The sequence below is a fragment of the Bacillus sp. M13(2017) genome (assembly GCF_002218325.1).
In the GTDB taxonomy this organism is placed as follows: domain Bacteria; phylum Bacillota; class Bacilli; order Bacillales; family Bacillaceae_G; genus Bacillus_A; species Bacillus_A thuringiensis_K.
Genome location: NZ_KZ268504.1, coordinates 211,575 through 237,149, shown reverse-complemented (window position 1 = coordinate 237,149; position 25,575 = coordinate 211,575). Strand labels below are relative to the sequence as shown.

Here is a 25,575-nt window from a genome sequence, read left to right as displayed (position 1 = left end):
ATTTCAAATATTCAGCGTAGTTTTAATTTCACATCCCATCTAAGATTGTTTACAATTTACCTATATAAGCATAATGGAGGGATTTCTATGACCGACTTTCAAAAACATTTTTTTTCAAGATTACATATAGAAGAAAAAGACACAGTTTTATTTGAAGATTTATCTAACATTATGTACGCAATGGCACAAACTGTTCCTTTTGAAAACTTAAATATTCTCGAAAAGAATTTTACAGAAATATCAAAAGAAAATTTGAAGGAGAAAATTTTAGTAAATAACCGTGGCGGTCTTTGTTATGAACTCAATCCTACTATGTATTACTTCCTGAAAGATTCAGGATTCGATGTTCATCTCGTTTCAGGAACAGTTTATAACGCTGCAAACTCCATATGGGCTGTTGATTCTGGCCATATCGCAACCGTTTTAACACATCATAATGAACTTTATTTAATTGAAGTAGGATTTGGATCATACTTACCTCTTGCCCCTGTCCCTTTCTCAGGTGAAGTCATTCACTCTGTTACAGGAGATTATCGTATTCGTAAAGAAATGACCGAAAAGGGAAACTACATTTTAGAGATGCGGAAAAACAATGAGTTCTTGGATCAATCTTCTGCTGATGATTGGACGTTAGGCTATGCATTTTATATAGAAGAAGTGGATGAAGAAAAAGCAAATACAGCACAAAAAATTATCGTTGAACATGAAGGATCACCCTTTAATAAAGTACCTCTCATTGTAAAACTAACTGAAGATGGGCATGCCTCTTTAACGAAGGATAGCCTTACAGTAGCGAAAAATGGTAAAAAAACGAAAGAAACCGTTACAGACATGCAATATACAAACCTTTTACATTCAAAATTCGGAATTACACTATAAGTAAGTAAGCCTTGTTATTTTAGCAGGGCTTTTCAATTTTCAGCAGGGATTTTTTGCAATTTGTTGTATTTCATAGTTATATAGAAATATAACTACATGTTTAGAAAGGAAATGATTATGACAGAACTTAAAGATCGATTACAAGTAGCTGATATAGAAAAATGGGATTTAACAGACATTTACCATACAATTGAAGATTGGGAAAGTGATTTTCATAAAATTGAAGTATTAACGAAGGAATTACACGAGTTTAATGGAAATATTCACGATGGCAATAGTTTATTAGCTTATTTAACGAAGAGTGAAGAAATTTCTAGCATAATATCTTTAATGTTCGCTTATGCACGATTACAATCTGACCTTGATACACGCGATACTGACGCGCAATCTCTTGTCGATAAAGTATCACAATTACACGTGAAAGTAAGTGCAGCTAAATCTTTCTTTTCCCCCTTCTTACTTAGCATAGACGAAAACACATTACATTCTTACATAGAAGAAACAGAAGGCTTACAATATTATAAAGAAGACTTGTTTGAATTATATCGTTATAAAAAACACGTATTGAATAAGGACCAAGAAGAAATTTTATCACAAATGGGTGAAGCTCTTTCCTCTCCACAGCACACATTTGGTATGTTGAATAATGCAGATATATTATTTGGTGAAGTGACGACTGACGATGGAGAGAAAGTGAACTTAACACGCGGAATGTATGCAAAATTAATAGAAGATACGAATCGTGAAAAGCGTAAAGAAGCTTATAAAGCATATTACAAACCATATGTTCAGTTAAAGAATTCCATCGCATCTACTTTATCCGCTGCTATTAAAAATAATGTTACTGTTTCGAAGCTAAGACACTATCCATCGGCGTTAGAGAAATCATTATTTGGCGATATGGTTCCGAAAGAAGTATATGAAAACCTAATTGATACAACGAAAAAAAACATTCAAACATTACATACATACAATGAAATTCGAAAAGAAAAATTAAACGTAGATGAACTAAGACAATACGACCTAGGCGTCGATTTAGTAGAGGGTGCAAAACAAGACATTCCATATAGTGAAGCATTTGACATTATGATTGCATCACTAGCTCCTTTAGGAGAAGAATATATTGAGACATTAAAAAGTTTTAAAGATAAACGATATATAGACGTAAGAGAAACACCAGGAAAACGTTCTGGTGCTTATAACTTTGGTGTATACGGTGTTCATCCTTTCATTCTTTTAAATCATCACGATGATTTAAACAGCCTGTTCACTCTTACTCATGAATGCGGGCACGGTATGCATACGCACTATTCACATGGATACCAACCAAGAATTTCTGCACATTATTCTATCTTTGTCGCAGAAGTCGCTTCTACAGTAAATGAAGTGTTATTAATTCACTATTTATTAAAAGAAGCAAAAGAAACGAACGTGCGTAACCATTTAGTTAACCATTTTATTGAGAAATTTAAAGGTACTTTCTTTACACAAATCATGTTTGCAGAATTTGAAAAAATCACACATGAAATGGCTGAGCAAGGTAAACCATTAAATGCCCAAGTCTTCAGTGAAATTTATGAAAAGCTATTTAAAGAATATAACGGTGATTCACTTGTATTTGATGAAGAAGTAAAATACGGATGGGCTAGAATCCCTCATTTCTACCGCCCGTTTTACGTATACAAATATGCAACTGGATTCGCATCTGCCATTCAAATCGCTGATAAACTATTACGTGGTGATCCGAATGCTCAGAAAAATTATATTGAATTCCTTAAAGGCGGAAGTTCAGACTACCCATTAAACTTATTGAAAAAAGCTGGCGTCGATTTAACAACGCGAGAACCGATTGAAAGTGCATTGAAACAATTCACTCAACTTGTTGAGGAGTTTTCAGCTCTATAAAAAAGAGCCTCTCGCTAGAGGCTCTTTTTTATATTCCCTTTCCTTCTATTAAATCATTCGCCATTTTCCTAAATTCTTGATTAAATGCATCATTCATACCATTTTGGACGTTAGAAAATAATATGACAAACGTTCGTTTATCCCAGTTAAAATTATTAAAAGTGTTCCAGCCAGCTAATACACCGTGGTTATGATAATAATCTGGGTAAATATAGAAACTAAATCCATATTTTCTTGCAGGTGATGCAGAAAACATTTCTGATACACTTTGTTTAGAAAGTAGTTTACCATCCATAATAGCTTCATCTAACTTTTTCATATCTTCAACAGTCGTATACATTTCACCACAACCATACAGCCAGTTCATTTTTAAGCGAGGCGTGGCTATTAACTTATTATCTTTTTTCGTATACCCTTCTGCTAAGAAAATATCCTCTGGAAGTGTTGCGCCCATTCCAGATTCATGCATTTCAACAGGAGTCAAAATATTTTCTTTCACATATTCAGCAAGTGGTTTATTCGATATTTTTTCTACAATATATGCAAGCACCATATAATTATAATCTGTATATTTCCATCCTGTCCCTGCTGGAAATTGTAACGTTTGTGCCCCAATCCACGTTACTAATTTTAACCGTGATGCTGCGTCAACACTACCTTGTCCCTGTTCTGGTAATCCAGACGTATGTGTTAACAAGTTTCGTAACGTAATGTTTTTATCTGCTGGAAACGATGGGATATATTTATTTACATTGTCTTCAATGTTCAACTTCCCTTTTTCTTTTAATTGCATAATAGATATTGCAACAACTGTTTTCGTAATAGAACCAATGCGATATTTCGTTCTTGGCGTTGTTAATACTTGATCTTTCACATTCGCATAACCGTAGCCTTTTCGTAAAATGACATGATCTTTACTTGCTACAAGAACACTCCCATTAAATCCTTTATCTTTTAAATACTGATCTAATTTTCCAGCTGCAATTTCATAACGCTTTTTCTCATTCGCATCAACTTCCTGCTTAACATCTTTTTGCTTACTATTTACATTAGAAAATGCCTTTGCATCATATTTTTTTCCTTTATTTGCATGTATTAGTGTAACAACACTTCCACAAAAAACAGCAAAAATAAAGAAAATGATTAACCATTTCTTTAACATACTAGGAACCCTCTTTTATCTAGTTTCACTTAACGTATATCCATTCTATCTTTTAATTATCAAGTATATTATAATATTATTTAATATTCACTCTGTTAAAACTAGATTCCTTTTTCTCATTTTCAATTTTGACTACTCTCTATTGTATTTCTTTCTTGCAAAATTTCCAACATACAATCGGATGCATTACACTATAATTTCAAATTCTTTTGTAACATTTGTTACATACTAAAAAGAATGGAGATGTAATATGAAAAACACCGATAAACGCAATCGTTTAGATGATAAGGTGTTTCATTATCGGATAATAAAAAATAACATGGTATTAATTTAATATTACAGAAAACAGATTATGATATTAAAAGGAAATGATGCTGAAAAACTTTTAAATAAAATAAATCATGCAAATAACGATAATGAAAAACAGCTAATTATGGCTAAAATTACAGGTAATTTCAAAAGAGGCAATGAACGAAATTGAAAATGAATCTCATTTACATTTTGATTATACAACAAATAAAAAAAGAAATGTCGGTCATTCAACATTTCTTTAGACTTTCTTCATAAAAAATTTACATTGCTAACATTCCTTCATTTTCTATACTTCCTATATAAGCTGACCGCTGAAATAGTTAGTAATACAACTATGCATAACCACGCATACGTATATCCCTTCTTATCTACAATATAACCAAATAAAGCAGGCGCAGCAATAATGGCAATTTGATTTAATGTAAGTGCAAAACTCACTGTCATCCCTACCGATTCTTCACTTGCTGATTCTGCAACTTCAGTTATAAAAAGACTAAACCATCCAATTGAAAAGAACCCTAACAATGCACTTACACCATACAATACATTCGTTATTGTATGTATGCTCATTACTAATATTAGAATGAAGAAAATAGAAATACAAACAGTTATAAATAAGAGGGTACGCCTATTCCCCTTATAAAATAAATCACTAGTAGCTGCTAATATAACCCTACCAACCATTCCAGAAAAGAACATAACGGAAAATACTTTTCCAGCTAAAATTGGCGTGATTGATTGTTCCAATACTAAAAATTTTATAAAGTGTGCAACTAGAACCATTTGCAATGAAATCATACAAATGCCAGTTATATAAATTGCATACAACTCTTTTTTACACATCACTTCTTTTAACTGCATCCAAAAAGAAAGTTTACTACGTTCTTGTTTAACTTTCTCTTGAGTATATGGTTCCTTATAAAATATAAAAAATAAAAGCCCTCCAATTATACAAATGCATGCAATACTATTTACCGCATAGGCCATATTATATTTTATTGTAAGAAACGGGATCAATACTCCCGCTAATGTACCACCAATCGGTATACCGGCTTGTCTAATCCCCATCGCTAACCCGCGATTTTCTTTTGAGAACCACTTCATTATCACCTTACTTCCTCCTGGCTGCGAAACACTATAAAACGTTCCTACTAATAAAAGTACAAAAAGTAACCCATTAAATCCATTGACCATATTAGTCAGTAAAAACGAACCTCCTAGTAAAAATGAACTTATCGAAATTAACAACTTTTCATTGTATTGATCAAGTAGCCGCCCGACAAAAAGCATACAAAATAGCGGTCCTATATTTACAACACTTACTAACAATCCAATCTCCGTATTCGTAAGTGCATATTCTTCTTTCCAAAATAAAGCAAACGCTCCAACACCATACGTTATAAGTGTCGCTGTTGTTTGAGCAACCGTCGCAAAAATTAACATAACCCACTTATAAGTACTATTCACCCTTTCTTCCATTAACACAATAATCCCTCCACCCCCTTCCATTGTATGAAAGTTCTGATATCATATAAAATAAAGATTTATCATGTGATCCATCAAAAAAAATGATACCTTTTCTGGAGGGATGATACTTGGATATAAAAGATTTAACTGTATTTTACGAAGTTGCGAAAGAAGAAAACATATCTCACGCAGCTAAAAATTTAAACTATGTACAGTCTGGCGTAACAATGCGTATGAAACAACTAGAAAACGAATTAGGTGTGCCTTTATTTTACCGAAACGGAAAAGGTGTAACTTTAACTTCTAACGGTGAGATTTTATTAACATACGCCAAACAAATTATCCACTTAATGGATCAATCTGTTAAAGCAGTTCAAAGTAATGGGATCGAACCAAGAGGCACTTTAAAAATTGGATGTACAGAATCTACAACCGCTGTAAGACTTCCATCTATATTAACGGCCTATTATGAAAAATATCCAAAAATCGAATTGATTTTAGAATCAAATACGACGGAACAATTGATTAGGCTTGTACTAGAACGAAAACTGGACGGAGCGTTTATAGCTGGCTCTACTCAGCATGCCGAACTTCATACAAATATATTTCGTGAAGAAGAAATAGTTCTCATTAGCAAAAAGCCTTTATCTTCCTTTAAAGACATAGGAGACATGAATTTACTTGCATTTAGTCACGGGTGCTATTATAGAAATTTATTAGAAGATTGGCTTCAAGAAGAAGGAATTTCACCTAAGCGAGTATTAGAGTTTGGAACAATTGAAGCGATACTCGCATGTGTAAAATCAGGTATGGGCATAGCAATTATGATGAAGTCTATTTTAAATGGTCATCAACATGACATATCATTCAACCCTTTACCAAATAGCTTCAAAAAAGTTCCTACTACTTTTATTACTAGAAAAGATATATATCACTCTGCTGCATTACAAAAATTTATGGAGATGACTCACAATGCGTGAAAAGAAAATACGTGGTATGAAACGAAAAACAAACACTGTGATAAAGCGAATTGAGGAACATACAAAAACGTTCCCTTCTACTTTCTATAACGATGAATATTGGAATATGCTATTGCCAGTTTCGCAAGCTTTTATTGACTCTCGTAAAACACCTAGAAAAGTAAAACGGTTATGTATTCAAACCTTATTAAATCAAGCAAATCATTTAATAAATATGAAACCGAGCGATACACATACATATCGAGTTGTTGTTTTGATTTCTATAAATAATTTGTGGGATTCGCAAATCATTATATTTAAAAATGAGGACTACTTTCATAATTTCTTTAATAGAGATAGTGAATTTCAAAAATGGATTCTTCTTTCAAATGAAATTGATTTTTGGGAGACATGGGAAATTTCAGTTTATCATTCCTTCAAAACGCTTCACTTTCAAGAAATTATTTATGATGCAGATGAATGCTATCAAAAAGAGATTACGTTTATCGGGGAGTTAGATTAAAAAGGGTATACCTAAAACACTGGTATACCCTTTTCCACTTATTTTTCCTTCAATACACTATGTAATCGATCCGGATAATTTGTAAACATTCCTGTAGCACCCCATTTGATTAACAGTCTCATATCTGGTTTCTCATTAATTGTATAAGGGTGAATTAACAGTTCATTTTTCCTAGCCATTTTCATATATGACTCATCAATAATTAGTTCTCCGTTATCATTACGTAAGTTTGGTCCAATACCAGCTGCATACTTTTTAATTTCTTGAAAATCATCATTCGTTACACTTTTCGGTTCATGTGTAATGCCAGACCATTCAACAATTTCATTGTTTTCATTTGGATAATACCAAAGCAATTGAACTAACGGAATATTTTCATTCATACTATGAATCTTTTTCAAACTATCTTTACTAAATGATTGAATCATAACACGGCTAGAAGACATGTTTTGGCCTACTAAATTATATTTTTGTAACAACGCCAACAATTTCTCTTCCATTCCTGGATACACATCTGGTGATTTTGTTTCAATATAATACTTCATACTTCTTCCATACTTTTGGAAGATTTCTTCAAGAGTTGGAACCTTTTGCCCAACATACTCTTGCTTAGCCTTTTCTGGATACGCTTTATTAAACCATGATCCAGCATCTAAACTCTTTATTTCGCTTAACGTTTTATCGCGTACTTCGCCTGTTCCATTTGTAGTGCGATCAACTGCTGTATCATGCATTGCAATTAATTGGCCATCCTTTGTTAATTGAATATCTAACTCTAAATAATCCGCTTTCATTTTTTTCACTAAATTATAAGAAGCAAAAGTATGCTCAGGTGCATGTCCACTTGCTCCGCGATGTGCAATATTTAAAAGCTTATTCGTATTCCATTCATGCTTTCCTTCTGCTTTCGCATGAACAGCTCCCCCAGCAAAGATACTTCCCGTCATAAAGAAAATAACTAAAACGCTAATAATCTTTCTCATCCTTCTAACCCTTCCTACGTTGCAAATTTCAACAAGCTAATGAGATTTACACGAAATAGAAGACACACTTTCATTATTTTTATAAACCTATATTAAAATTCCAATCTTACAAATATACTTTCTCTATATTATTAATAAACTAGTATTATCCTATTTAATTTCTATAGCCCTCCTTTTCACATGTAACTCCCTATTTTGTACGGTTCATTCAATAAAAAAAGCCATAAATTATTTAGAATACACTCCTGTGTCCCTAAATAAATTTATGGCTTTTCTCAAATATCTCCGGCCTCTATTAACTTGTCGAATTTAATCATATCAAACCTATTGAAATTTGTGAATATTTTTTTCAGTACAGTGAAGCACATAAAACAATATTTCTGTAGTTACTTAAAAATCACATAATAAATTTCTCATTACCTCTTCCAATACTATATCTGGATTTACTACCGTTTTTTCCGAACGCCATCCGATAAAGCCATCTGGTCTAATTAATACAGCACCTCCATTCTCTATACCATATAATTTGCTAAAAATATCTTCTGGAGCAACAAAGTCTCCACTTAAACCAACACGATACCCTTTTATATTTATTCCTAATTTAGCTGAAACAGTATGTGCTGCCTCAGCCCAAGAACTATTTTCTACTCCTGTAAGTAATACAAAACTGTTACCGAATAAGTCTAATGTAGAAACTTTCTTCCCTTCATACGTTCCCCATAAATGTGGCGCTCGCGTTCCAGGTCTTCCGTTCAACTCTATGCTATCCATTCTATACGGAGTTACTGAATCATCTATAATCGCCTCTGAACAATACTGATATCCAACTGTAACAGCTAAACCATCCATATTATTCAAACTACCTTCCTCTCTATTTGCAGCACGAAACAGTAAACTACTTGAATAAGCTGTCGTTAATTTTGCAACAGAGTGTCTCTCCTCATGATATGTTTCTAACAATTTTGGTTTTGCCTTCCCTTTTATAACAGCCGCTAATTTCCAAGCTAAGTTATGTGCATCTTGTATTCCTGTATTTGAACCAAACCCTCCTGTTGGCGGCATAATATGTGCTGAATCTCCAACTAAAAAGATTCGATTTTCTTGAAATTTCACCGCTGTACTTTCGGCCGCTTCCCACGGTAAAACACTTAATATTTCTGAATCAATATTTGTACTTCCAATTGCTATTTGAGTAATTTGTTTACAACGTTCTATAGTGAAGTCCTCTAACCCCTCTCCTTTTAATGGATCGTAGGCTACATGATAAATCCATTTTTTTACGTTATCAACCGGGATAAGTGCACCAAGAACCTCCGGATGAAGTACCATCGAAAAACCGAATGCATATCCTTGTATAAACTCACTTAAATCAGCTTCAAAATAAATATTCATATAATAGCCACCAATGGTTCCACGACCCTCAGCTTTAATCCCTAACTGCTCACGTATTTTACTTTTCGCTCCATCCGCTGCAATTACATAGTCACAATGTATGACACTTTCTTTTTCTGTTTCACGATTTCGAATCGTTGCTTTTACCCTGTTTTCATTTTGTTCAAATGAAACTAATTCATGATAAAAAGATAGTTGCCCGCCTAGCGTTTTCGCTTCTTGTAACATCATTTCTTCTAAAATAATTTGATAACACGCAGTTTGTTTTGATGGACTAATCTTTTCTATTTTTTGAAGTAATTCTTCATCGTTTCCGTATTGCGTCGCTCTCATTTGTTCCAATTCTTCTTTATTCGCCTCAGCTATTGTATGAACTGCTATTCTTCCTCGGCAGTTCTCTAATGCTTTACCTGCCAATTTAATTTTTTGTTCCAAACCTAATTCTCGAAATAACTCCATTGTACGTAAAGTAAGGCCGCCTGCTTTCGGATGAATGGCAGTAGACGGATGCTTTTCAATAAGTAAGTACTCAATGTTATGTTTTGCAAGAAATAACGCAGACGCTAACCCAGATAATCCCCCTCCAACAATTAAAACTGGTACATAATTCGATTTCATATATTTACCCTCCACATCATTGTTCTGAGCTCAGTGTCATAAATATAATCAAAAAAAACATTAAAATATAGACTTATATTTCATTTTGAATTATCATATAGATAGATTACGCCCCAAAATCCTTTTTACCTTTTCATACATCTATAATCCACCTGAATTGTGTCTGTATGAAAGTGTAAAACAAAAGAACGTACTTTACGTTGAACTATGTTCTATCGTAAAAATCAAAAATAATGCAAACATTATAAGCGGTCGTAACCTTATCGATTATACAAGGTTACGACCGCTTATTTTATTGTTACATCATTTTTTGTTTTTAAAACTTCATCTATTGTGTTATATAGTCCTTCCAATCCCTTTTCTATCTCCCTATAATTTTCAAAAATAAAAAATTCATTCGTCTCGATTTTCTTTCCCAATATTGCACCTCATACAACAATCATGTAGCATTACCGTATCGATGTAATGGTTCATCATCTTAAACCTTTCGACTAATTACCAGGAGGTAAAGTGATTGAAATGAATAAACAAGAACAATTAAATGTTATAAAAAAAGATTTTATTGATTCTCAAAAAGTATTATTGGCAATTGGCGATGAAACACGTCAAGCTATTTTGTTAGTTCTCATGGAAACGGAATGTCAAACCGGATTACGTGTAGGAGAAATCACGAAACAAACACACCTTTCTCGACCAGCGGTATCGCATCACCTTCGGATTTTACGAGAAGCTGGTATTATTTTAATGCGAAAAGAAGGTACAAAAAACTTTTATTATATTGATATACGTACAAAATTAAGTTTATTAAAAAATCTTGTATTAGATATCGAAAAGCTATTACACAACTTTTATTGAAATGTGGAGGTATAAGAAATGAAAGCAATGATAATTGATAAATACGGGAAAGTTCCAATGCGTATGGCAGAGGTACCTACTCCTGAAATAAATGAGCATGAAGTGCTCGCAGAAATTCATGCAGCTAGTATTAACCCAATTGACTTTAAAATACGTGATGGAAAAGTAAAGATGTTACTTAAATATGAAATCCCCCTAATCCTTGGGAATGACTTTTCCGGTGTTATCGTAAAGGTTGGGGCAAAAGTGACTAACTTTAAAGTCGGTGATGAAATATATGCACGCCCAAGAAAAAATAAGATTGGTACTTTCGCGGAATATATAGCCATTCATGAAGATGATATAGCTTTAAAACCAAAAAATTTAAATTTTGAGGAAGCTGCTTCGATTCCACTCGTTGGCTTAACATCATATCAAGCATTACATGACATTATGCAATTACAAAAAGGACAAAAAATATTAATTCACGCTGGGTCTGGTGGTGTTGGTACTTTCGCAATTCAGTTAGCAAAAATAATGGGTGCTACTGTTACAACGACTGCTAGTGAAGCTGGTGCAAATTTAGTAACGTCTCTTGGCGCAGATGAAATTATTAATTACAAAACAGAAAAATTTGAAGATATACTAAAAAATTATGATGCGGTATTTGATACAATCGGCGGTGCAACACTTGAAAAATCATTCAATATTATAAAAAGCGGCGGAAACATTGTTTCCGTTTCAGGTATGCCGAATGCTCGCTTCGGTAAAGAATTTGGTTCAGGATTCTTTAAAACTCTCTTATTTTCATTAGCCAGCAAAAAACTTACTGCACTTGAAAAAAAGCATAATGCTCAATATTCATTTTTATTTATGAAGCCAAGCGGGGGTCAATTACGTACTATTGCAAACTATATTGAAGCCGGAAAAATCAAACCGGTAATCGATCGAGTCTTCCCTTTTGAAGATGCGCAAAAAGCAATGGAATATTCAGAGTCTGGAAGAGCAAAAGGAAAAATAATTGTAAAAATTAAATAATAATAAAACCTCCATTTTCTTAAAATGGAGGTTTTAAATTTGCTGTTAAATAGACATAGTGCAATGAAGTCCTTACAATAGATTGCAAGGGGAAATATTATATTATACTTTTAGTTAACTTTACAAAGAATACATACGTACAAATACATAACTTAAAATATAAAAAGGAGGAGATACAATGACTAAAATTAATGAAACAGGTTGGAATTTAGATAATAGTTATACGACTTTACCACAATCATTTTATACAGAAATCCCCCCTACTCCCGTAAGTTCACCGGAGTTAGTTAAACTAAACCATTCATTAGCGATATCTCTTGGCTTGACCCCTGAAGAACTGAATAAGGAAGCTGAAATTGCTATTTTCGCTGGTAATGCACTCCCAGAAGGAGCTCATCCATTAGCTCAAGCATATGCTGGTCATCAATTCGGACATTTTAATATGTTAGGCGACGGTCGTGCTCTTTTAATTGGCGAACAAATTACTCCTTCAGGTGAGCGTTTCGATATTCAACTGAAAGGTTCTGGCCCTACTCCCTATTCACGCCGAGGAGATGGCCGTGCTGCACTCGGTCCGATGCTACGTGAATATATCATTAGTGAGGCAATGTATGCACTTGATATTCCGACTACTCGTAGTTTAGCAGTTGTCACAACTGGTGAAGCAACATATCGTGAAACAAAGTTACCTGGAGCAATTTTAACTAGAGTAGCTAGTAGCCATATACGCGTCGGTACATTTCAATATGCTGCAGCTCGTGGTTCAATAAAGGACCTTAAATCGCTAGCTGACTATACGATAAAAAGACATTACCCAGAAAGTGAATCCCATGAAAACCGATATACTGCATTACTACAAGAAGTCATAAAAAAACAAGCAAGTCTTATCGCAAAATGGCAACTTGTTGGATTTATTCACGGCGTAATGAACACTGACAATATAACGATCAGTGGCGAAACAATTGATTACGGTCCTTGTGCATTTATGGACAATTACGACCAAGGAACCGTATTTAGCTCTATTGACACACAAGGTCGTTATGCATATGGAAATCAACCATATATGGCCGCATGGGATCTCGCACGACTAGCAGAATCTTTAATACCGATTCTGCACGAAGATGATGAAGAAGCACTAAAAATCGCTCAAGACGAAATTTCGAAATTTAGCGTACAGTATGAAAACAATTGGTTCCTTGGAATGAAAAAGAAATTAGGACTATTTAGCAACGAAGAACAAGATCAATCACTTATTGAGCAACTTTTAAAAATGATGGAGAAATATAAAGCAGATTACACTAATACATTCCGTTCATTAACTCTTGATACGTTAGAAAATACCCCTCTATTCGATAGTCCTGAATTTAAAGAATGGTACAAACTGTGGCAATCTCGATTAGAAAAACAAGAAGAATCGAAAGAAAACGCCTACGAGATGATGAAAAATAATAACCCATCAATCATCCCGAGGAACCACCGTGTAGAAGAAGCACTAGAAGCAGCTGTTACAAATGACGACTATAGCGTAATGGAGAAACTTCTTGAAGCTTTATCAAACCCTTATGCGTATTCTACAGATCAAGAAGAATACTGCATTCCGCCTGCACCGACGAATCGTCCTTATCGTACTTTTTGTGGGACTTGATTGTTTAACATGTAAAAAGGTGTGTTCATACAGATTGTGTGAACACACTTTTTTATATTCTCCCCTCTCAACTAGAACTTTAAAATGCACCTTTCCCGATTCCTTTTCTTTACTCCAAAACAAAAATTAAACTATTCCAATAGACTTACTCATAAGCTCGTTAAACAAATATTGAGAAATAAAAATTACATTTCTAAATATTGTTATTTTTGATAATATATTTTATAAGAATATTCAAAAAGTGAGGGGATTTCATGAACGTTCAACTACAAGGTAATGAACAAATTACGAAATTATTTAATGATTGGTATTTAGCTATGCTTAAACAAGATGTGTCCCAGGCGACAAACTTAAAGCATGAAATTGAGGAAAAGGAACTAAACTTTGAAGAAGATGAAAACTTAGCATTATATCATTCCTTACTAGACTTTCGATATAAAGTTTTAGTAGATAGTTTAAGTATTTCAAAAGATTGTTTTGATAAAATAGATTCTTACTTAATCTCATCCAACCATCCACTGGCTTACTACTATCACTTCTTTAAAGGCATTTATGCAACTTTAACCACAGACTATAACTTAGCTAGCGAACATTATGAACAAGCTAAGTTATTACTAGTAAATAACACTGATAATCTAGAGCATGCTGAATTTTATTATCGAATGGCGATTTTCCATTATCACTTTTATCAACCAATTGAATCCATTGAATATGCAACTAAGGCTAAAGAGATTTTCGATAAACATACTGGCTACGAAGTTAAAGTTGGATTATGCAAAAATACATTAGGTGCCTCATTTGTATATTTAAAACAATATGAACAAGCGGAAGAACAATATAATTCAGCAATACACCTTTTACAAAAATCTAATGAAAAAGAATTAATTTTAAGTGTACGTAATAATTTGGGTTGGTTATATGCGAGTCAAAACCTCTCCACACTCGCAATCCGTCACCTATCAGAAGTAACTGAAAAGAAACCTACACATTTCAAAGCTCTCTTCTTGCAAGCAAGAGAACACTCTAAACTAGATGAAACTAGTATTGCTGAAGGGTTAATCCAAAAAGGGTTAAAAATTTGTACTGAATTAAATAATGAAGAATATATATATCATTTTAAAATTCTAAACGAACTAAATAATAATGTTGCTTCTGAAGAATTAGAAACAATTATTCTTAAAGGAATTACGTTTTTCGACAAAGAATTATTATATAACTACACTCAAGAATACTCAGAAAAATTAGCTGTTAAATTTTATAGTGAAAATAACCACATTAAGGCAAGTGAATATTTTCATAAAGCGTTACAAGCAAAAGAAAAAACGTTTGAGAAAGGGGCATTGAAATGATTAAAAAAATTAGCTCTGTTTTTTTAGGACTATCTGTTTTCGGTATTCTAGCTACTGGTATTCATAGTTCATTTACATACCAAGCGGGTCATGCTGATCTTCCTGCACCACAAAGACCTGACCTTGTTCAATCTGTTGACGCAAGTAAAGACTACAACTCAACAACAACTGAAAAAGCACTTTAAAAAACGGAAGACCTTCAATTAAGAAGGTCTTTTTAAATACGCTTATTTAGAATATCTCCCTTTCATGTAGGCTTTATTTTCTCATCAACTCCGCAATCCTCTTACTCTCCTCACTACCAACTTTCTCAAGTTTCTCCACAACTAAATTCTGTCTCTCTACAGAATGATTTTGACTTAACTTCGCTTTTCCTTCTATTTTATTTATCTTTATTTTGAATCCAACTATTCCCTTACTTAATCCTCCCATATAATTCGGATCTACATCATTAAGTGAGTAGGTGCTCTCTGGATCTTCATATTTATTTACTAAATCTTGAAGAGAATCTACTAATGTCTTCTCATCTTCAACAATTTCTAATTCACCATATACATGCACTGCAACGTAATTCCATGTTGGTACTGCATTGTTTGTTTCATACCATGACGGAGAGATGTAACTATGTGGTCCTTGAAATATAGCTAGTACTTGCTGAGTCCCAATATCTTTCCACTGTTCATTCGGCCGTGCGAAGTGACCATGTAAAGTAAGGGTCTCCCTATTTAATAACAACGGCAAGTGCGTTGCATATGGTTCTCCGTTATGTTGAGAAAATAATGTCGCAAAGCTATTTTGTTCCATTATTTCGTACTTCATCTCTTCATCTTGTATTGCGAAATATTTTGGTATGTACATAAGCTCCCTCTTTTCCGCTCTTTTCTATTTTATTTCCTATTATATTTAGTAACCGCATCAATCAACAGGGCCAGTTTGTATTTGTTTTATAATGGCAGCTTTCTATTTCAAAACAATAGGCAGCATGTATTCCATGCTGCTTTAGTTTATTTTTTCTAATATATTTGTAATAAATACGGTCTTACCCTCAATATAACTAGATCGATTTTTCGTCTCTCTCGCTAACTCTTCCTTTAAACGTCCATATTCAGCAGCAACGGCTTCATGTTCACGAAGGTAATCCCGAAACGCTATATGTTTTCTTAACTCTTCGCTATTTTTGTCACACACATATAAATGATGTTCCATCCAAACTGTATTTCCCTCGTTCCATGGAACGAACGCATCCTTTCTTCCAAACGCCTCTCTTCCTTTAAATCTCCATTCTAACTGATGATAGTACCCTATCTTCTCAAGTTTTTTTACTACCTCATGAAAAATTTCGAACTCTTCTATTACAACATCAATATCTAGTATTGGTTTTGATGCAAGCCCTTTAACAGATGTACTCCCAACATGTTCAATAGATACAATGCTGTCTTCCATTACATTGTTAATAAGAGTGTGTATTTTATTAAATTCATTTTCCCATTTGACATTATATTCTTCGATAGCAATTCTCTGCTTCAACATACCCCTCTTCTCAAAACAAATTATAACCGTTGAATATGAGTATCCTTAAAATCCGTCTCATATTTCAATCCATATCCAAACATTCGATCCATTCCAATATGTGCTGTCCATATTAAGCCAATCATTATAACGGTATCTATCTTAAAATAGACACCTATTAGAACAATTAATATGGATATGATATATGTGTGACATACATTATATATTTTCGCACCAACGTGATTATTGATCCCATACGCTAACATGGATAAATCCGGCGCTAAAAGGAATACAAAAAATATAATCCAACTAAACTCATATATCGAATACATATAAATCGTGGCTAAAAATACAACCATTCCTTCAAAATGTACAGTACGTTTTTGCATTATTTATCATTCCTCTATTTCAAATGAAATGCTTATCTCTTATTTTTCTATATTTATTGATACATTTTCATCGCTGAAAGTATTCTTTGCATTTTTTGACCAGATGGTTGCTAAAATTGGTCCTGCAATGTTATGCCATACCGCCGCTAATACACTTGGGAGTGCAGCAGCAGGTCCAAAATGCGCTGTCGCCAGTGCAACACCTAAGCCAGAATTTTGCATTCCTACTTCTATTGAAATAGCCCTTCTTGTCCCTTCGTCTAGTCCAAGTACGAACGCAGTTATATATCCGAGCAAAAAACCGAAAGCATTATGGAGCATCACTGCAATAAAAATAAGAAGTCCTGAAGAAGTAATGCTACTTACATTTGCTGAAACAACTGCGGAAACAATAATAATAATTGCTACAACCGATATTAAAGGAATAACAGTCATTCCTTTATTAACGATACGAGGGAAAAACTTTTTCACTACTAGTCCTAAAATAATAGGCACAATAATGACTTGTACGATAGAAAGAAACATGGACATAGCATTTACTGGCATCCATTGCCCTGCAAGTAATAGTAAAATGAGTGGTGTAGCAATTGGTGCTAGTAATGTTGATAATGAAGTCATTGCAATAGACAACGCTAAGTTCCCTTTTGCTAAATAAACCATAACATTTGATGCAGTGCCACCCGGTACTGAACCGAGCAACACTAATCCAGCTGCTAATTCCGCTGGTAAATTCATAACGTAGGCTAGTACGTATGCGACAAGTGGCATAATAATAAACTGAGCACATACACCGATAATAACTGGCAATGGTTTTGTAGCGATGATTTTAAAATCAACAGCCTTTAATGTTAATCCCATCCCAAACATTACAATCCCAAGTAAAATCGTTATGTAACTAGTTAACCCTAGAAATGGCACGGGAATGAAGTATGCAATAGCTGCCATACAAATAACCCAAAATGCAAAATACTTTCCAGCTATATTACTTATCGCTTCTAGTACTTTCATCCAATCAGCCCCTATCTTTTAATTGAAACACCTTATTCGGATTCAAAATATTTTGCGGATCAAGAGCTTTCTTTATTTTCTCCATTACAAATAATGCCGCCCCATGTTCTTCTTCTTGATACTTTCGTTTTCCGATTCCAACGCCATGTTCTCCTGTACACGTTCCTCCTCGTTTAAGAGCATACAGAACGATACTTTCGTTTATTTCGTCCGCCTTCTTTACTTCCTCTTTATCATTTGTGTCAATCATTAAGAGTACATGGAAATTCCCATCTCCAACATGACCTAGAATACCGCCAATAAGCCCTACTTTATCTAATACCTCTTTCGCATGTTGAATCGCTCCAGCTAATTCCGAAATTGGCACACATACGTCTGTACTCATTAGCTTTTTACCAGGATAACTATGCACGTAAGAGTACGCTAAGTTATGTCTTGCATCCCACAGTTTATTTCTCGCTGCTGTTTCCGTCTCAAACGCAATTTCTATACATTTATAATCAAGAACGATTTCTTTCGTAAATTCAATATCTTGCTTTAACCCTGCTTCATTGCCGTGAAACTCTAAAAACAGTGTCGGTTCTTCTCTGTAACTTGTTTCATTGTAATAATTTACTTGTTTCATAGATAATTCATCAACGAGTTCAATTCTCGCGATTGGAATACCTGCTTGTAATATGTTAATTACAGCTTCTACTGCATCATTTATAGTTGGAAACGATGCCCTCGCAGCCATAATATGTTCTGGTATACCGTATACTTTTAAAGTTAACTCCGTGAAACATCCAAGTGTTCCTTCTGAGCCTACGAAAATACCATTTAAATGATAACCTGATGATGACTTCGCCGCTAAATTCCCGGTATGTATTACTCCTCCATCAGCAAGAACGACTTCTAAATCTCGAACTTGATCACGCATTACCCCATACTTTACCGCTGTCGTTCCGCTCGCATTTGTAGCAGCCATTCCTCCTAACGTTGCATCAGCTCCTGGGTCTACACTAAAAAATAATCCATACTTTTTCAATTCTTTATTAAGCTGAGAGCGCGTCACCCCTGGCTGTACTCTCACAAGAAAATCCTTTTCTCTTATTTCAAGTATTTTGTTCATAAGAGAAAAGTCCATTGTAATTCCTTTTTCGTAAGGAATTACATGTCCCTCTAAACTGGACCCTACTCCAAATGGAACGACAGCTGTTCCGTGCTGAATCGCTATTTTCATTATCGCGCTAACTTCTTCGGTCGTTTTTGGAAAAACAACTACATCAGGTAAACTACTACTATGGTAAGATTCATCTTTACTATGTAACTCTCGTACTGTCATATTTATTACTACTCGATCTTCAGGAAGTATGCCTTTTAATTCATTTACTACATGTTCAATTGTTATTTCCATAATCAACTCTCCTTTTTAATTTTAAAACAAGTATACCATCTTTATACAAAATAATTAGAAAAATAAGATTATTAAACCTGAACATACAAAAAAGAACCTGCAGCACACGCTACAAGTTCTTTTTCACTACATTTTAAACGATTTCTTTATTAACAACATAAACCAAATTAAAGTAACTGCCATCAACGAATGAGAAAATCCTACAATATAAGTTAACCCTTTAAAGTCAGCTCCATTTAACTGAAGAAGCCCTCTCGCTGCTAGCGAACCTAACATTAATGTTAATGCAATATTATGTAAAACAAACCACTTATTAAACCCTTGCACTTCATGAAACGCGAATACTTTTGCTAATCCTAAAGCAATTAAAAAGAAGAAAAAGCCAAGTACAAGTGTATGTGTATGCAAAAGATTTAACAAAGTAGATCCTAAAATCCCTTTATACTTACCATACTCCCTAGCGAAAATCCCTGATAATAAACCGATAATCAAATACGTAAACGATGCATTATATAATTTCTTCATTATGTACCTCCTTGAGTAGAATGTGTAGTGTGTCATATTTAGTAATAATGATAGTTATATAGTAAAAACTCCTAGTCACCTAGGAGTCATTGTATAAGCATCTCACTCTTTACAATCAGTCCTAATTATAAAATATCTCTCTATACAAAACAAACGAACTTTATGTGAACAAACAAAGCCCCACTAAAATATGTTGCACTTTTGTTTTACACAATCCATACTAATTGTTATAACTTTTTAAAGGTGGTGTAATCATTGATAGTTCTTGAAACCGAGCGTCTTAACCTTCGTTGGTTTGATATAAAAGACGCTCCTTTTATTCTTGAGTTAGTAAACGATCCTGCATGGATTCAGTTTATCGGTGACAAAGGAGTTAGAAACTTAGAAGATGCAAAAAATTATATTGTAAACGGTCCCATCGATATGTATAACAAACTCGGATTTGGCCTTTACTTAGTAGAACGAAAAGAAGATCTCACTCCACTTGGTATGTGTGGCCTTATTAAAAGAGATTCATTAGAAGACGTTGATATCGGATTTGCCTTTTTAGAGGCATTCCGTTCAAAAGGATATGGCTACGAGTCAGCTTCTGCGATAATCGAATACGGTGTACAAAAGCTCAGCATGAAACGAATTGTAGCAATTACTTCTATAGATAACATCGCCTCAGGAAAGCTTTTAGAAAAAGTAGGATTACGATTTGAGAAAATCATTTCAGATTCAGGAGAAGAATTAAAATTATTTGGTTATAACGCATAGTAAAGAAGGTCGCCGTGAATGGTGACCTTCTTTACTATTTTACTGATCTCGTCATAATACTTTTAGTTCCATTATAGTTTTGCAGTAATTCTTGTGATTACTACTATGCCTTTCATATCACATTTTTTGGAAATTTATAGAAATAAAACTTTCACATTTAAATAAATTATATTAATATATTAAACAAAGGAAGTGATAATAAATGGAACAACCGCTATTTTTATTAGTTCTTCAATTCATTGCATTCATATTAATCATTTGTATCGTATATGGAATGTTGTACAATACCGTATTGAAATTAAATATGCCTAAATGGACTGCACATATAGTAGCTACGGTATTTTCATTTGGTATCGCCTATCAAGCTTTTATAAATTTTATTTGAAAAAATTTTTTAGCAATTACTTCTACAAATATTGTTGATGCAGTAAAATTTTTAGAAAAAGTAGGACTGTAATTTGAAAGGATTATTTCAAGATCAGGAAATGTAACCATTTTTTATAAAGTCTGTCTAGCGCAAAATAGTAAAGAAGTTATTTCCGCTGAAAATTTGTTTGCATAACAAGGAATGAATTTAATCGATCCTGCAAAAATTTTATTTTAATTCTGGTTCTATTGTTTGGAATCGTTCTAGGGTACCATTTGTGTGGACTTTAAAAATTTTCATTTGCGCACCAAAATGTTGCGTTAAGTAAAATGTATCACTAGTTATTAAATTTCCAATCTTCCAATCAGGTTGATATGTACTTTCCATAAAACTTTCTAAATCCCTAATCATTATTAAATTGATATATAAGGAAATTTCATAAATATTCAATCACAGTTTCTAAGTTCACCTGATAGAACGTATAAAGACTCATATCATCTTTTGATAATTTTTGGATGCTTTATTCTAAGTATATTCGACACGAATTGATTATTTTTTATGAATTTTCTTGAAAAATATTGTAATATCACTCCATTTTTTCTTCTATTTTGTTATGATGTTTATAATTAAATTGAATTAGGATTTTTTTAGAAAATGGGGGCGTATATTATGAGTGTCTCAGTAAAAGGAAATGAGCAATTAACCTCTCTATTGAACGACTGGTATCGATCTATGCTATCTCAGCAAGTTATAAAAGCTACTAATCTAAAAAAGAAAATTGATGAAAAAATTAATAAGTTAAGCATTGAACCGGATCAAGAGCATCAGGATCAAAATTTGTTACTATACTATTCACTACTCGAATTTCGTTACAAGGTCTTAACAGATAGCCTTGGTATTCAACAAAATAGTTTTGATACTATTAGCGATTATGATATGCCTACAGATCAATTTCTACAATTCTATTATCATTTTTTCAAATCCATTCATTCCACTTTTATATCAAATTATACTGAGGCAGAGGAACATTATAAACTAGCAGAAAAAATATTGGTAGCTATACCAGATGAAATTGAACATGCTGAATTTTACTATAGAATTGCTACTTTCTATCACCATACCTATAACAATCTCACTTCTATCGAATACGCAAATAAATCGAGAGCAATCTTTTCAAAGTATGAAGGTTATGAAGTAAAAACAGCCTTTTGTAATAGTTTGCTAGGTGGTTGCTGTATCTATTTAAAACAGTACGAACAAGCAGAAGAATATCTACATTGTGCAATTGATTTACTACAAAAAAATGGGGAAGAAGATTCCTTGTTATACGTAAAAAATACGATGGGTTGGTTGTATTCTGATCAAAGTATGTCTACTTTAGCTATTCGTCATCTTTCAGAAGTAACAGAGAAAATCCCTACACACTTCAAGGCCATCTTCCTACAAGCTAAGGAACATTATAAATTAGGAGAACAATCAACGGCCAACCAACTCATTGATAAGGGATTACAGATTTGCAGAAAAATTCATAACGAAGAATACACACACCACTTCTCTATTTTAAAAAGATTAAACGAAAATATTCCATTGGAAGAATTAGAAAAAATCATTCAAGAAGGAATCTTATACTTTGAGGAAGAAGAGTTATGGGAATATGTTGTCGAATACGCCGAATTATTTGCCACAAAATGTAGACAATTAGAGAACCACCAAAAAGTAAGTGACTATTTCCATATTTGTTATCAAGCAAGACAAAAATCAATCGCAAAAGGAGTGTTAAAATAATGAAAAAAATTAGCTTATTATTATCAGGCATTGCTTTTATTGGGGTATTAACGGTGGGAATTTTTCAGTTTTCTAAAACAGATCAGCTTGCTACTCATGGGCATTATCCTGCTCCTTCATATAGTGTTGGCGATTATGGTGGTGCGCCACCACAAATTTAATGTAAATGTATTTAAAAACCCTCCAAATGGAGGGTTTTTAAATGGCTTATCTGCCTGTTCAATACGCATAGAGATTACATATTATACTTATTTACTATGTTATAAGATTTTTCATTTCCACTCTGTAACAAGATTCTAGCATTCTCTCCTAGAATCTCAACTTAAATCTTAAATCCACCAATTAACTCTTGAAGTTCTTCCGCCATCTGTGCTAATTGTATTGCTGAAGAATTTATCTCTTCCATAGAAGCATGTTGTTCCTCAGATGAACCCGCTATCGTTTGCATACTTGAAGAATTTTCTTTTACAGCCATAGCTATTTGATTAATCGATGTATCAACTTTCATTGCATCAGTTGTCATTTTATTTGATAGTTCTACCATACCCTGCACTTTTGATACGATATCATTTGCAGATTTTGAAATCTCATAAAAACTTTGTTTTGTATCATTCGCAACCTTAATTCCCGACTGTACTTCTACGCCTACTTCATTCATAGCTTTTACAGTCTCATGTACGTCTGCTTGTATTTCCTTAATTAAACTTCCAATTTCCATTGAAGATTCGGATGATTGCTCTGCTAGCTTCCTAACTTCATCAGCAACAATTGCAAACCCTCTCCCCTGTTCTCCTGCTCTAGCTGCTTCAATTGCTGCATTCAATGCTAATAAATTTGTTTGTTCCGCAATATTTTGAATCGCTTCTAATATACTTCCAATTTGTTGCGATTTCTTATCTAATAATTTTATTACATTATCGGATTGAGAAACAGAGTGATGGATAGATTGCATTTGTGCTACAGTTTGTTCTACTAATTGTTCTCCTTCATTGGCTTTTTGTTTTGTGTATATGGATGAAGCCGATACTTCAGATGCATTCTCAGCTACATATTGAATATTTCGTGTTACCTCACCAATTAATTCAGCTCCAGACTCAACTTCATTATTTTGAACCTCTGCACTGTTCGAAATTTCTTCCATCTCTTTTGTAATTTGTTCTGTCGCAACACTTGCTTGCTCTACACTAGCAGTTAGTTCCTCAGAAGACGCAGCTACATGTCCTGCAGATGTGTTAATTTGAGAAATAATATTACGTAACGACTCTGCCATTGTATTGAAACTACCACCCAATTGACCAAGTTCATCCTTTGAACGAATATCTATTTTCTCGGTTAAATCTCCTTGACTAATTCTTTGAGCTGAAATGACTAATTGTCTTAGTGGAGTAATTATAGATCTGAGTATGAATAGAATTACAATCCCACCTAACAATAATGAAGCCCCTATTATAGTGAGCGTTTTATAAAAAATAGGATTAGTAGCTTCTTCAATTTCTTTCGTAGGCATTACGCCAGCTATTTTCCAACCTATTTTTTTGTTTGTCTTAAAGCTTATGTTTCGATCTTCGCCATTGAGGCTATAAGTAATTACTCCATCTTCTGTCTTATACAATTCATCCGCTAAAGTTTTCTCTAATTTCTCTCCAGGCTTTAGTGATGGATGAACAACTATAGTTTTATCTTGACTAACTATAGATACAAATCCTTGTTTACCAATTTTTATCATTTTGGATGTTTTTACGATATCTGTAATATTCAAATCTACGCCAATGACACCACTTTTATCTGCATTTTGCTTTGCAATTGCAATTACCATATTTCCTGTAGACTTTGATTTATAGGGAGATGAAACAATAATCTCTCCATTTGCTTTTACTGCATCCTTATACCAACTACTTTCTAACGGATTAAACCCTTCTGGTATTTTACCAACAGGTGCATGAATAAATTGATTGTTACTGGATGCCGTATAAATCGTTTCTATCTCTGGATGTAACTGTATATATTGATCAAATTTACTCTGTACATTTTGCGATTGTTCAGGATTATAATCCCCTTGTGTAAGTACCTTTGCAAAATGAGTGACATCTATATGCTTATTTTCTAATTCATCATCAACAATCTTATCTAAAATACTTATATTATCTTTTGCTGATTGTAGAATTGTTTCATTAAGATCTGTTTTTGCTTTATTATAAGATGATACTCCTACGATAAGGCTTGGTATAATTAATATTGCTATAAATGCCATAGACAACTTCGTTTTAAGCTTTATTTGTCCCAATCTTTCTTTTATATTAAACACTAGATACTTCTCCTTTTCATTTTTACTACTTATATAGTTTATTTAAATTTTTCTCCTTTATTTTTCCACATTCATTTATGGTACCATTCGAAATGAAACCACAATTACATCCTATTATCTCTACTTTAACATTTAACGATTTAAATTTCACAGGCAGAGTTTTATCTGTCCTCCTTTCGAATATGTTATTTTTCTAGATTCAGCAATTATTAGACTACGAATTATTCCAAATAAACTGGATGCAACATATACTTCATTTAAAAATAATTATTGGATTTGTTTGGATAAAAATCTAGTTTAGCGCTAATCCAATTGGATGAAATTCTTACCATAATACATTCACTAAATATAACTAAGTACATTTATTTCTTTAAATACTTATATTTAACTGTCTTTTAACCATTCTAACTGTATTACTTCATCGTTTTATCTATTCATTACAACCACTTTTATTTTATTGAATCAC

At 33.3% G+C, this 25,575-nt stretch carries 26 protein-coding genes; 14 read left to right on the top strand and 12 right to left on the bottom strand.

Going from position 1 to position 25,575, the window contains the following annotated elements; all coding sequences use genetic code 11:
• The first annotated feature begins 87 nt into the window (after nt 1-87).
• Together CGQ22_RS14610 and pepF are read left to right on the top strand one after the other, a co-directional pair.
• Nucleotides 88-879, top strand: coding sequence for an arylamine N-acetyltransferase family protein (locus CGQ22_RS14610; protein WP_000129172.1), 792 nt, complete (start codon nt 88-90; stop codon nt 877-879).
• A gap of 117 nt (nt 880-996) precedes the next feature.
• Complete coding sequence (gene pepF / locus CGQ22_RS14605; protein ID WP_000137529.1) at nt 997-2,784, top strand: oligoendopeptidase F; 1,788 nt, start codon at nt 997-999, stop codon at nt 2,782-2,784.
• 28 nt (nt 2,785-2,812) lie between these two features.
• On the opposite strand, the gene CGQ22_RS14600 is transcribed toward pepF, so the two are convergent.
• A complete protein-coding gene (locus tag CGQ22_RS14600) occupies nt 2,813-3,946 on the bottom strand; it encodes a serine hydrolase domain-containing protein (protein ID WP_074593049.1) in 1,134 nt (377 codons plus the stop codon).
• 352 nt (nt 3,947-4,298) lie between these two features.
• Here CGQ22_RS14600 and CGQ22_RS32745 point away from each other — a divergent pair, with 352 nt between their 5' ends.
• Nucleotides 4,299-4,427, top strand: a complete 129-nt coding sequence (locus CGQ22_RS32745) for a hypothetical protein (protein ID WP_000600991.1) — start codon at nt 4,299-4,301, stop codon at nt 4,425-4,427.
• 110 nt (nt 4,428-4,537) lie between these two features.
• Here the strand turns inward: CGQ22_RS32745 and CGQ22_RS14590 are convergent, their stop codons facing one another.
• Nucleotides 4,538-5,767: an MFS transporter gene (locus CGQ22_RS14590; protein ID WP_003302165.1), complete on the bottom strand. Its 1,230-nt coding sequence runs from the start codon at nt 5,765-5,767 to the stop codon at nt 4,538-4,540.
• A gap of 86 nt (nt 5,768-5,853) precedes the next feature.
• Here CGQ22_RS14590 and CGQ22_RS14585 point away from each other — a divergent pair, with 86 nt between their 5' ends.
• Complete coding sequence (locus tag CGQ22_RS14585; protein WP_089148887.1) at nt 5,854-6,705, top strand: LysR family transcriptional regulator; 852 nt, start codon at nt 5,854-5,856, stop codon at nt 6,703-6,705.
• Nucleotides 6,698-7,207: a DUF3916 domain-containing protein gene (locus CGQ22_RS14580; RefSeq protein WP_001208346.1), complete on the top strand. Its 510-nt coding sequence runs from the start codon at nt 6,698-6,700 to the stop codon at nt 7,205-7,207. The genes CGQ22_RS14585 and CGQ22_RS14580 overlap by 8 nt, the downstream gene beginning before the upstream one ends.
• Nucleotides 7,208-7,245: 38 nt before the next feature.
• Here the strand turns inward: CGQ22_RS14580 and CGQ22_RS14575 are convergent, their stop codons facing one another.
• Both CGQ22_RS14575 and CGQ22_RS14570 read right to left on the bottom strand, forming a co-directional pair.
• Entirely contained in the window at nt 7,246-8,190 is a 945-nt protein-coding gene (locus CGQ22_RS14575; RefSeq protein WP_089148886.1) for a glycerophosphodiester phosphodiesterase, read from the bottom strand.
• A 390-nt stretch (nt 8,191-8,580) separates the two neighbouring features.
• Nucleotides 8,581-10,200 carry an FAD-dependent oxidoreductase gene (locus CGQ22_RS14570; RefSeq protein WP_089148885.1) on the bottom strand — a complete coding sequence of 540 codons (1,620 nt, stop codon included), beginning with the start codon at nt 10,198-10,200 and terminating at the stop codon, nt 8,581-8,583.
• A gap of 510 nt (nt 10,201-10,710) precedes the next feature.
• Here CGQ22_RS14570 and CGQ22_RS14565 point away from each other — a divergent pair.
• The 5 genes from CGQ22_RS14565 to CGQ22_RS14545 all read left to right on the top strand — a co-directional run bounded on the left by CGQ22_RS14565 (nt 10,711) and on the right by CGQ22_RS14545 (nt 15,251).
• A complete protein-coding gene (locus CGQ22_RS14565; protein WP_000571881.1) occupies nt 10,711-11,055 on the top strand; it encodes an ArsR/SmtB family transcription factor in 345 nt (114 codons plus the stop codon).
• 18 nt (nt 11,056-11,073) lie between these two features.
• Complete coding sequence (locus CGQ22_RS14560; protein WP_089148884.1) at nt 11,074-12,072, top strand: NADP-dependent oxidoreductase; 999 nt, start codon at nt 11,074-11,076, stop codon at nt 12,070-12,072.
• Nucleotides 12,073-12,250: 178 nt separating this feature from the next.
• Nucleotides 12,251-13,717, top strand: a complete 1,467-nt coding sequence (locus tag CGQ22_RS14555; RefSeq protein ID WP_000161561.1) for a protein adenylyltransferase SelO — start codon at nt 12,251-12,253, stop codon at nt 13,715-13,717.
• 254 nt (nt 13,718-13,971) lie between these two features.
• On the top strand, nt 13,972-15,066 hold the full coding sequence (locus CGQ22_RS14550) for a response regulator aspartate phosphatase (RefSeq protein WP_001102707.1): 1,095 nt from the start codon (nt 13,972-13,974) through the stop codon (nt 15,064-15,066).
• On the top strand, nt 15,063-15,251 hold the full coding sequence (locus tag CGQ22_RS14545) for a Phr family secreted Rap phosphatase inhibitor (protein ID WP_000592014.1): 189 nt from the start codon (nt 15,063-15,065) through the stop codon (nt 15,249-15,251). The genes CGQ22_RS14550 and CGQ22_RS14545 overlap by 4 nt, the downstream gene beginning before the upstream one ends.
• A 73-nt stretch (nt 15,252-15,324) precedes the next feature.
• On the opposite strand, the gene CGQ22_RS14540 is transcribed toward CGQ22_RS14545, so the two are convergent.
• The 6 genes from CGQ22_RS14540 to CGQ22_RS14515 all read right to left on the bottom strand — a co-directional run bounded on the left by CGQ22_RS14540 (nt 15,325) and on the right by CGQ22_RS14515 (nt 19,893).
• Entirely contained in the window at nt 15,325-15,924 is a 600-nt protein-coding gene (locus CGQ22_RS14540) for an FMN-binding negative transcriptional regulator (protein ID WP_000275795.1), read from the bottom strand.
• A gap of 141 nt (nt 15,925-16,065) precedes the next feature.
• Nucleotides 16,066-16,593, bottom strand: a complete 528-nt coding sequence (locus CGQ22_RS14535; protein ID WP_089148883.1) for a GrpB family protein — start codon at nt 16,591-16,593, stop codon at nt 16,066-16,068.
• A gap of 23 nt (nt 16,594-16,616) precedes the next feature.
• The gene (locus CGQ22_RS14530) at nt 16,617-16,964 is read right to left on the bottom strand and encodes a DUF4260 domain-containing protein (RefSeq protein ID WP_089148882.1); all 348 of its coding nucleotides are present in this window, start codon (nt 16,962-16,964) and stop codon (nt 16,617-16,619) included.
• A gap of 39 nt (nt 16,965-17,003) precedes the next feature.
• The gene (locus CGQ22_RS14525) at nt 17,004-17,972 is read right to left on the bottom strand and encodes a bile acid:sodium symporter family protein (RefSeq protein ID WP_000865851.1); all 969 of its coding nucleotides are present in this window, start codon (nt 17,970-17,972) and stop codon (nt 17,004-17,006) included.
• Between the two features lie 4 nt (nt 17,973-17,976).
• A complete protein-coding gene (locus tag CGQ22_RS14520) occupies nt 17,977-19,368 on the bottom strand; it encodes an FAD-binding oxidoreductase (RefSeq protein WP_089148881.1) in 1,392 nt (463 codons plus the stop codon).
• Between the two features lie 126 nt (nt 19,369-19,494).
• A complete protein-coding gene (locus CGQ22_RS14515) occupies nt 19,495-19,893 on the bottom strand; it encodes a DUF2871 family protein (protein WP_000737896.1) in 399 nt (132 codons plus the stop codon).
• 255 nt (nt 19,894-20,148) lie between these two features.
• On the opposite strand from CGQ22_RS14515, the gene CGQ22_RS14510 reads away from it, so the two are divergent.
• Both CGQ22_RS14510 and CGQ22_RS14505 read left to right on the top strand, forming a co-directional pair.
• Nucleotides 20,149-20,652 carry a GNAT family N-acetyltransferase gene (locus CGQ22_RS14510; RefSeq protein ID WP_089148880.1) on the top strand — a complete coding sequence of 168 codons (504 nt, stop codon included), beginning with the start codon at nt 20,149-20,151 and terminating at the stop codon, nt 20,650-20,652.
• A 202-nt stretch (nt 20,653-20,854) separates the two neighbouring features.
• On the top strand, nt 20,855-21,037 hold the full coding sequence (locus CGQ22_RS14505; RefSeq protein ID WP_000437511.1) for a hypothetical protein: 183 nt from the start codon (nt 20,855-20,857) through the stop codon (nt 21,035-21,037).
• A gap of 210 nt (nt 21,038-21,247) precedes the next feature.
• Here the strand turns inward: CGQ22_RS14505 and CGQ22_RS14500 are convergent, their stop codons facing one another.
• Nucleotides 21,248-21,430 (bottom strand): DUF5065 family protein, encoded by a 183-nt coding sequence (locus CGQ22_RS14500; RefSeq protein ID WP_089148909.1) that lies wholly within the window; start codon nt 21,428-21,430, stop codon nt 21,248-21,250.
• Nucleotides 21,431-21,688: 258 nt separating this feature from the next.
• On the opposite strand from CGQ22_RS14500, the gene CGQ22_RS14495 reads away from it, so the two are divergent.
• Both CGQ22_RS14495 and CGQ22_RS31985 read left to right on the top strand, forming a co-directional pair.
• Nucleotides 21,689-22,804, top strand: a complete 1,116-nt coding sequence (locus tag CGQ22_RS14495; RefSeq protein ID WP_089148879.1) for a Rap family tetratricopeptide repeat protein — start codon at nt 21,689-21,691, stop codon at nt 22,802-22,804.
• On the top strand, nt 22,804-22,965 hold the full coding sequence (locus CGQ22_RS31985) for a hypothetical protein (protein WP_000724107.1): 162 nt from the start codon (nt 22,804-22,806) through the stop codon (nt 22,963-22,965). Before CGQ22_RS14495 ends, CGQ22_RS31985 begins: the two co-directional genes overlap by 1 nt.
• A gap of 161 nt (nt 22,966-23,126) precedes the next feature.
• Here CGQ22_RS31985 and CGQ22_RS14485 read toward each other — a convergent pair whose 3' ends face one another.
• Nucleotides 23,127-25,109: a methyl-accepting chemotaxis protein gene (locus CGQ22_RS14485; RefSeq protein WP_000481854.1), complete on the bottom strand. Its 1,983-nt coding sequence runs from the start codon at nt 25,107-25,109 to the stop codon at nt 23,127-23,129.
• Between the last annotated feature and the right edge of the window lie 466 nt (nt 25,110-25,575).

Bases quoted from the DNA above. Each gene is read 5' to 3' on its own strand.
- CGQ22_RS14610 (WP_000129172.1), top strand. From the start codon at position 88: ATGACCGACTTTCAAAAACATTTTTTTTCAAGATTACATATAGAAGAA.
- CGQ22_RS14550 (WP_001102707.1), top strand. From the start codon at position 13,972: ATGAACGTTCAACTACAAGGTAATGAACAAATTACGAAATTATTTAAT.
- CGQ22_RS32745 (WP_000600991.1), top strand. From the start codon at position 4,299: ATGATATTAAAAGGAAATGATGCTGAAAAACTTTTAAATAAAATAAAT.
- CGQ22_RS14580 (WP_001208346.1), top strand. From the start codon at position 6,698: ATGCGTGAAAAGAAAATACGTGGTATGAAACGAAAAACAAACACTGTG.
- CGQ22_RS14590 (WP_003302165.1), bottom strand. From the start codon at position 5,767: ATGGAAGGGGGTGGAGGGATTATTGTGTTAATGGAAGAAAGGGTGAAT.
- CGQ22_RS14575 (WP_089148886.1), bottom strand. From the start codon at position 8,190: ATGAGAAAGATTATTAGCGTTTTAGTTATTTTCTTTATGACGGGAAGT.
- CGQ22_RS14530 (WP_089148882.1), bottom strand. From the start codon at position 16,964: ATGCAAAAACGTACTGTACATTTTGAAGGAATGGTTGTATTTTTAGCC.
- CGQ22_RS14525 (WP_000865851.1), bottom strand. From the start codon at position 17,972: ATGAAAGTACTAGAAGCGATAAGTAATATAGCTGGAAAGTATTTTGCA.
- pepF (WP_000137529.1), top strand. From the start codon at position 997: ATGACAGAACTTAAAGATCGATTACAAGTAGCTGATATAGAAAAATGG.
- CGQ22_RS14505 (WP_000437511.1), top strand. From the start codon at position 20,855: ATGGAACAACCGCTATTTTTATTAGTTCTTCAATTCATTGCATTCATA.
- CGQ22_RS14570 (WP_089148885.1), bottom strand. From the start codon at position 10,200: ATGAAATCGAATTATGTACCAGTTTTAATTGTTGGAGGGGGATTATCT.
- CGQ22_RS14545 (WP_000592014.1), top strand. From the start codon at position 15,063: ATGATTAAAAAAATTAGCTCTGTTTTTTTAGGACTATCTGTTTTCGGT.
- CGQ22_RS14520 (WP_089148881.1), bottom strand. From the start codon at position 19,368: ATGGAAATAACAATTGAACATGTAGTAAATGAATTAAAAGGCATACTT.
- CGQ22_RS14500 (WP_089148909.1), bottom strand. From the start codon at position 21,430: ATGATTAGGGATTTAGAAAGTTTTATGGAAAGTACATATCAACCTGAT.
- CGQ22_RS14560 (WP_089148884.1), top strand. From the start codon at position 11,074: ATGAAAGCAATGATAATTGATAAATACGGGAAAGTTCCAATGCGTATG.
- CGQ22_RS14495 (WP_089148879.1), top strand. From the start codon at position 21,689: ATGAGTGTCTCAGTAAAAGGAAATGAGCAATTAACCTCTCTATTGAAC.
- CGQ22_RS14600 (WP_074593049.1), bottom strand. From the start codon at position 3,946: ATGTTAAAGAAATGGTTAATCATTTTCTTTATTTTTGCTGTTTTTTGT.
- CGQ22_RS14555 (WP_000161561.1), top strand. From the start codon at position 12,251: ATGACTAAAATTAATGAAACAGGTTGGAATTTAGATAATAGTTATACG.
- CGQ22_RS14540 (WP_000275795.1), bottom strand. From the start codon at position 15,924: ATGTACATACCAAAATATTTCGCAATACAAGATGAAGAGATGAAGTAC.
- CGQ22_RS31985 (WP_000724107.1), top strand. From the start codon at position 22,804: ATGAAAAAAATTAGCTTATTATTATCAGGCATTGCTTTTATTGGGGTA.
- CGQ22_RS14515 (WP_000737896.1), bottom strand. From the start codon at position 19,893: ATGAAGAAATTATATAATGCATCGTTTACGTATTTGATTATCGGTTTA.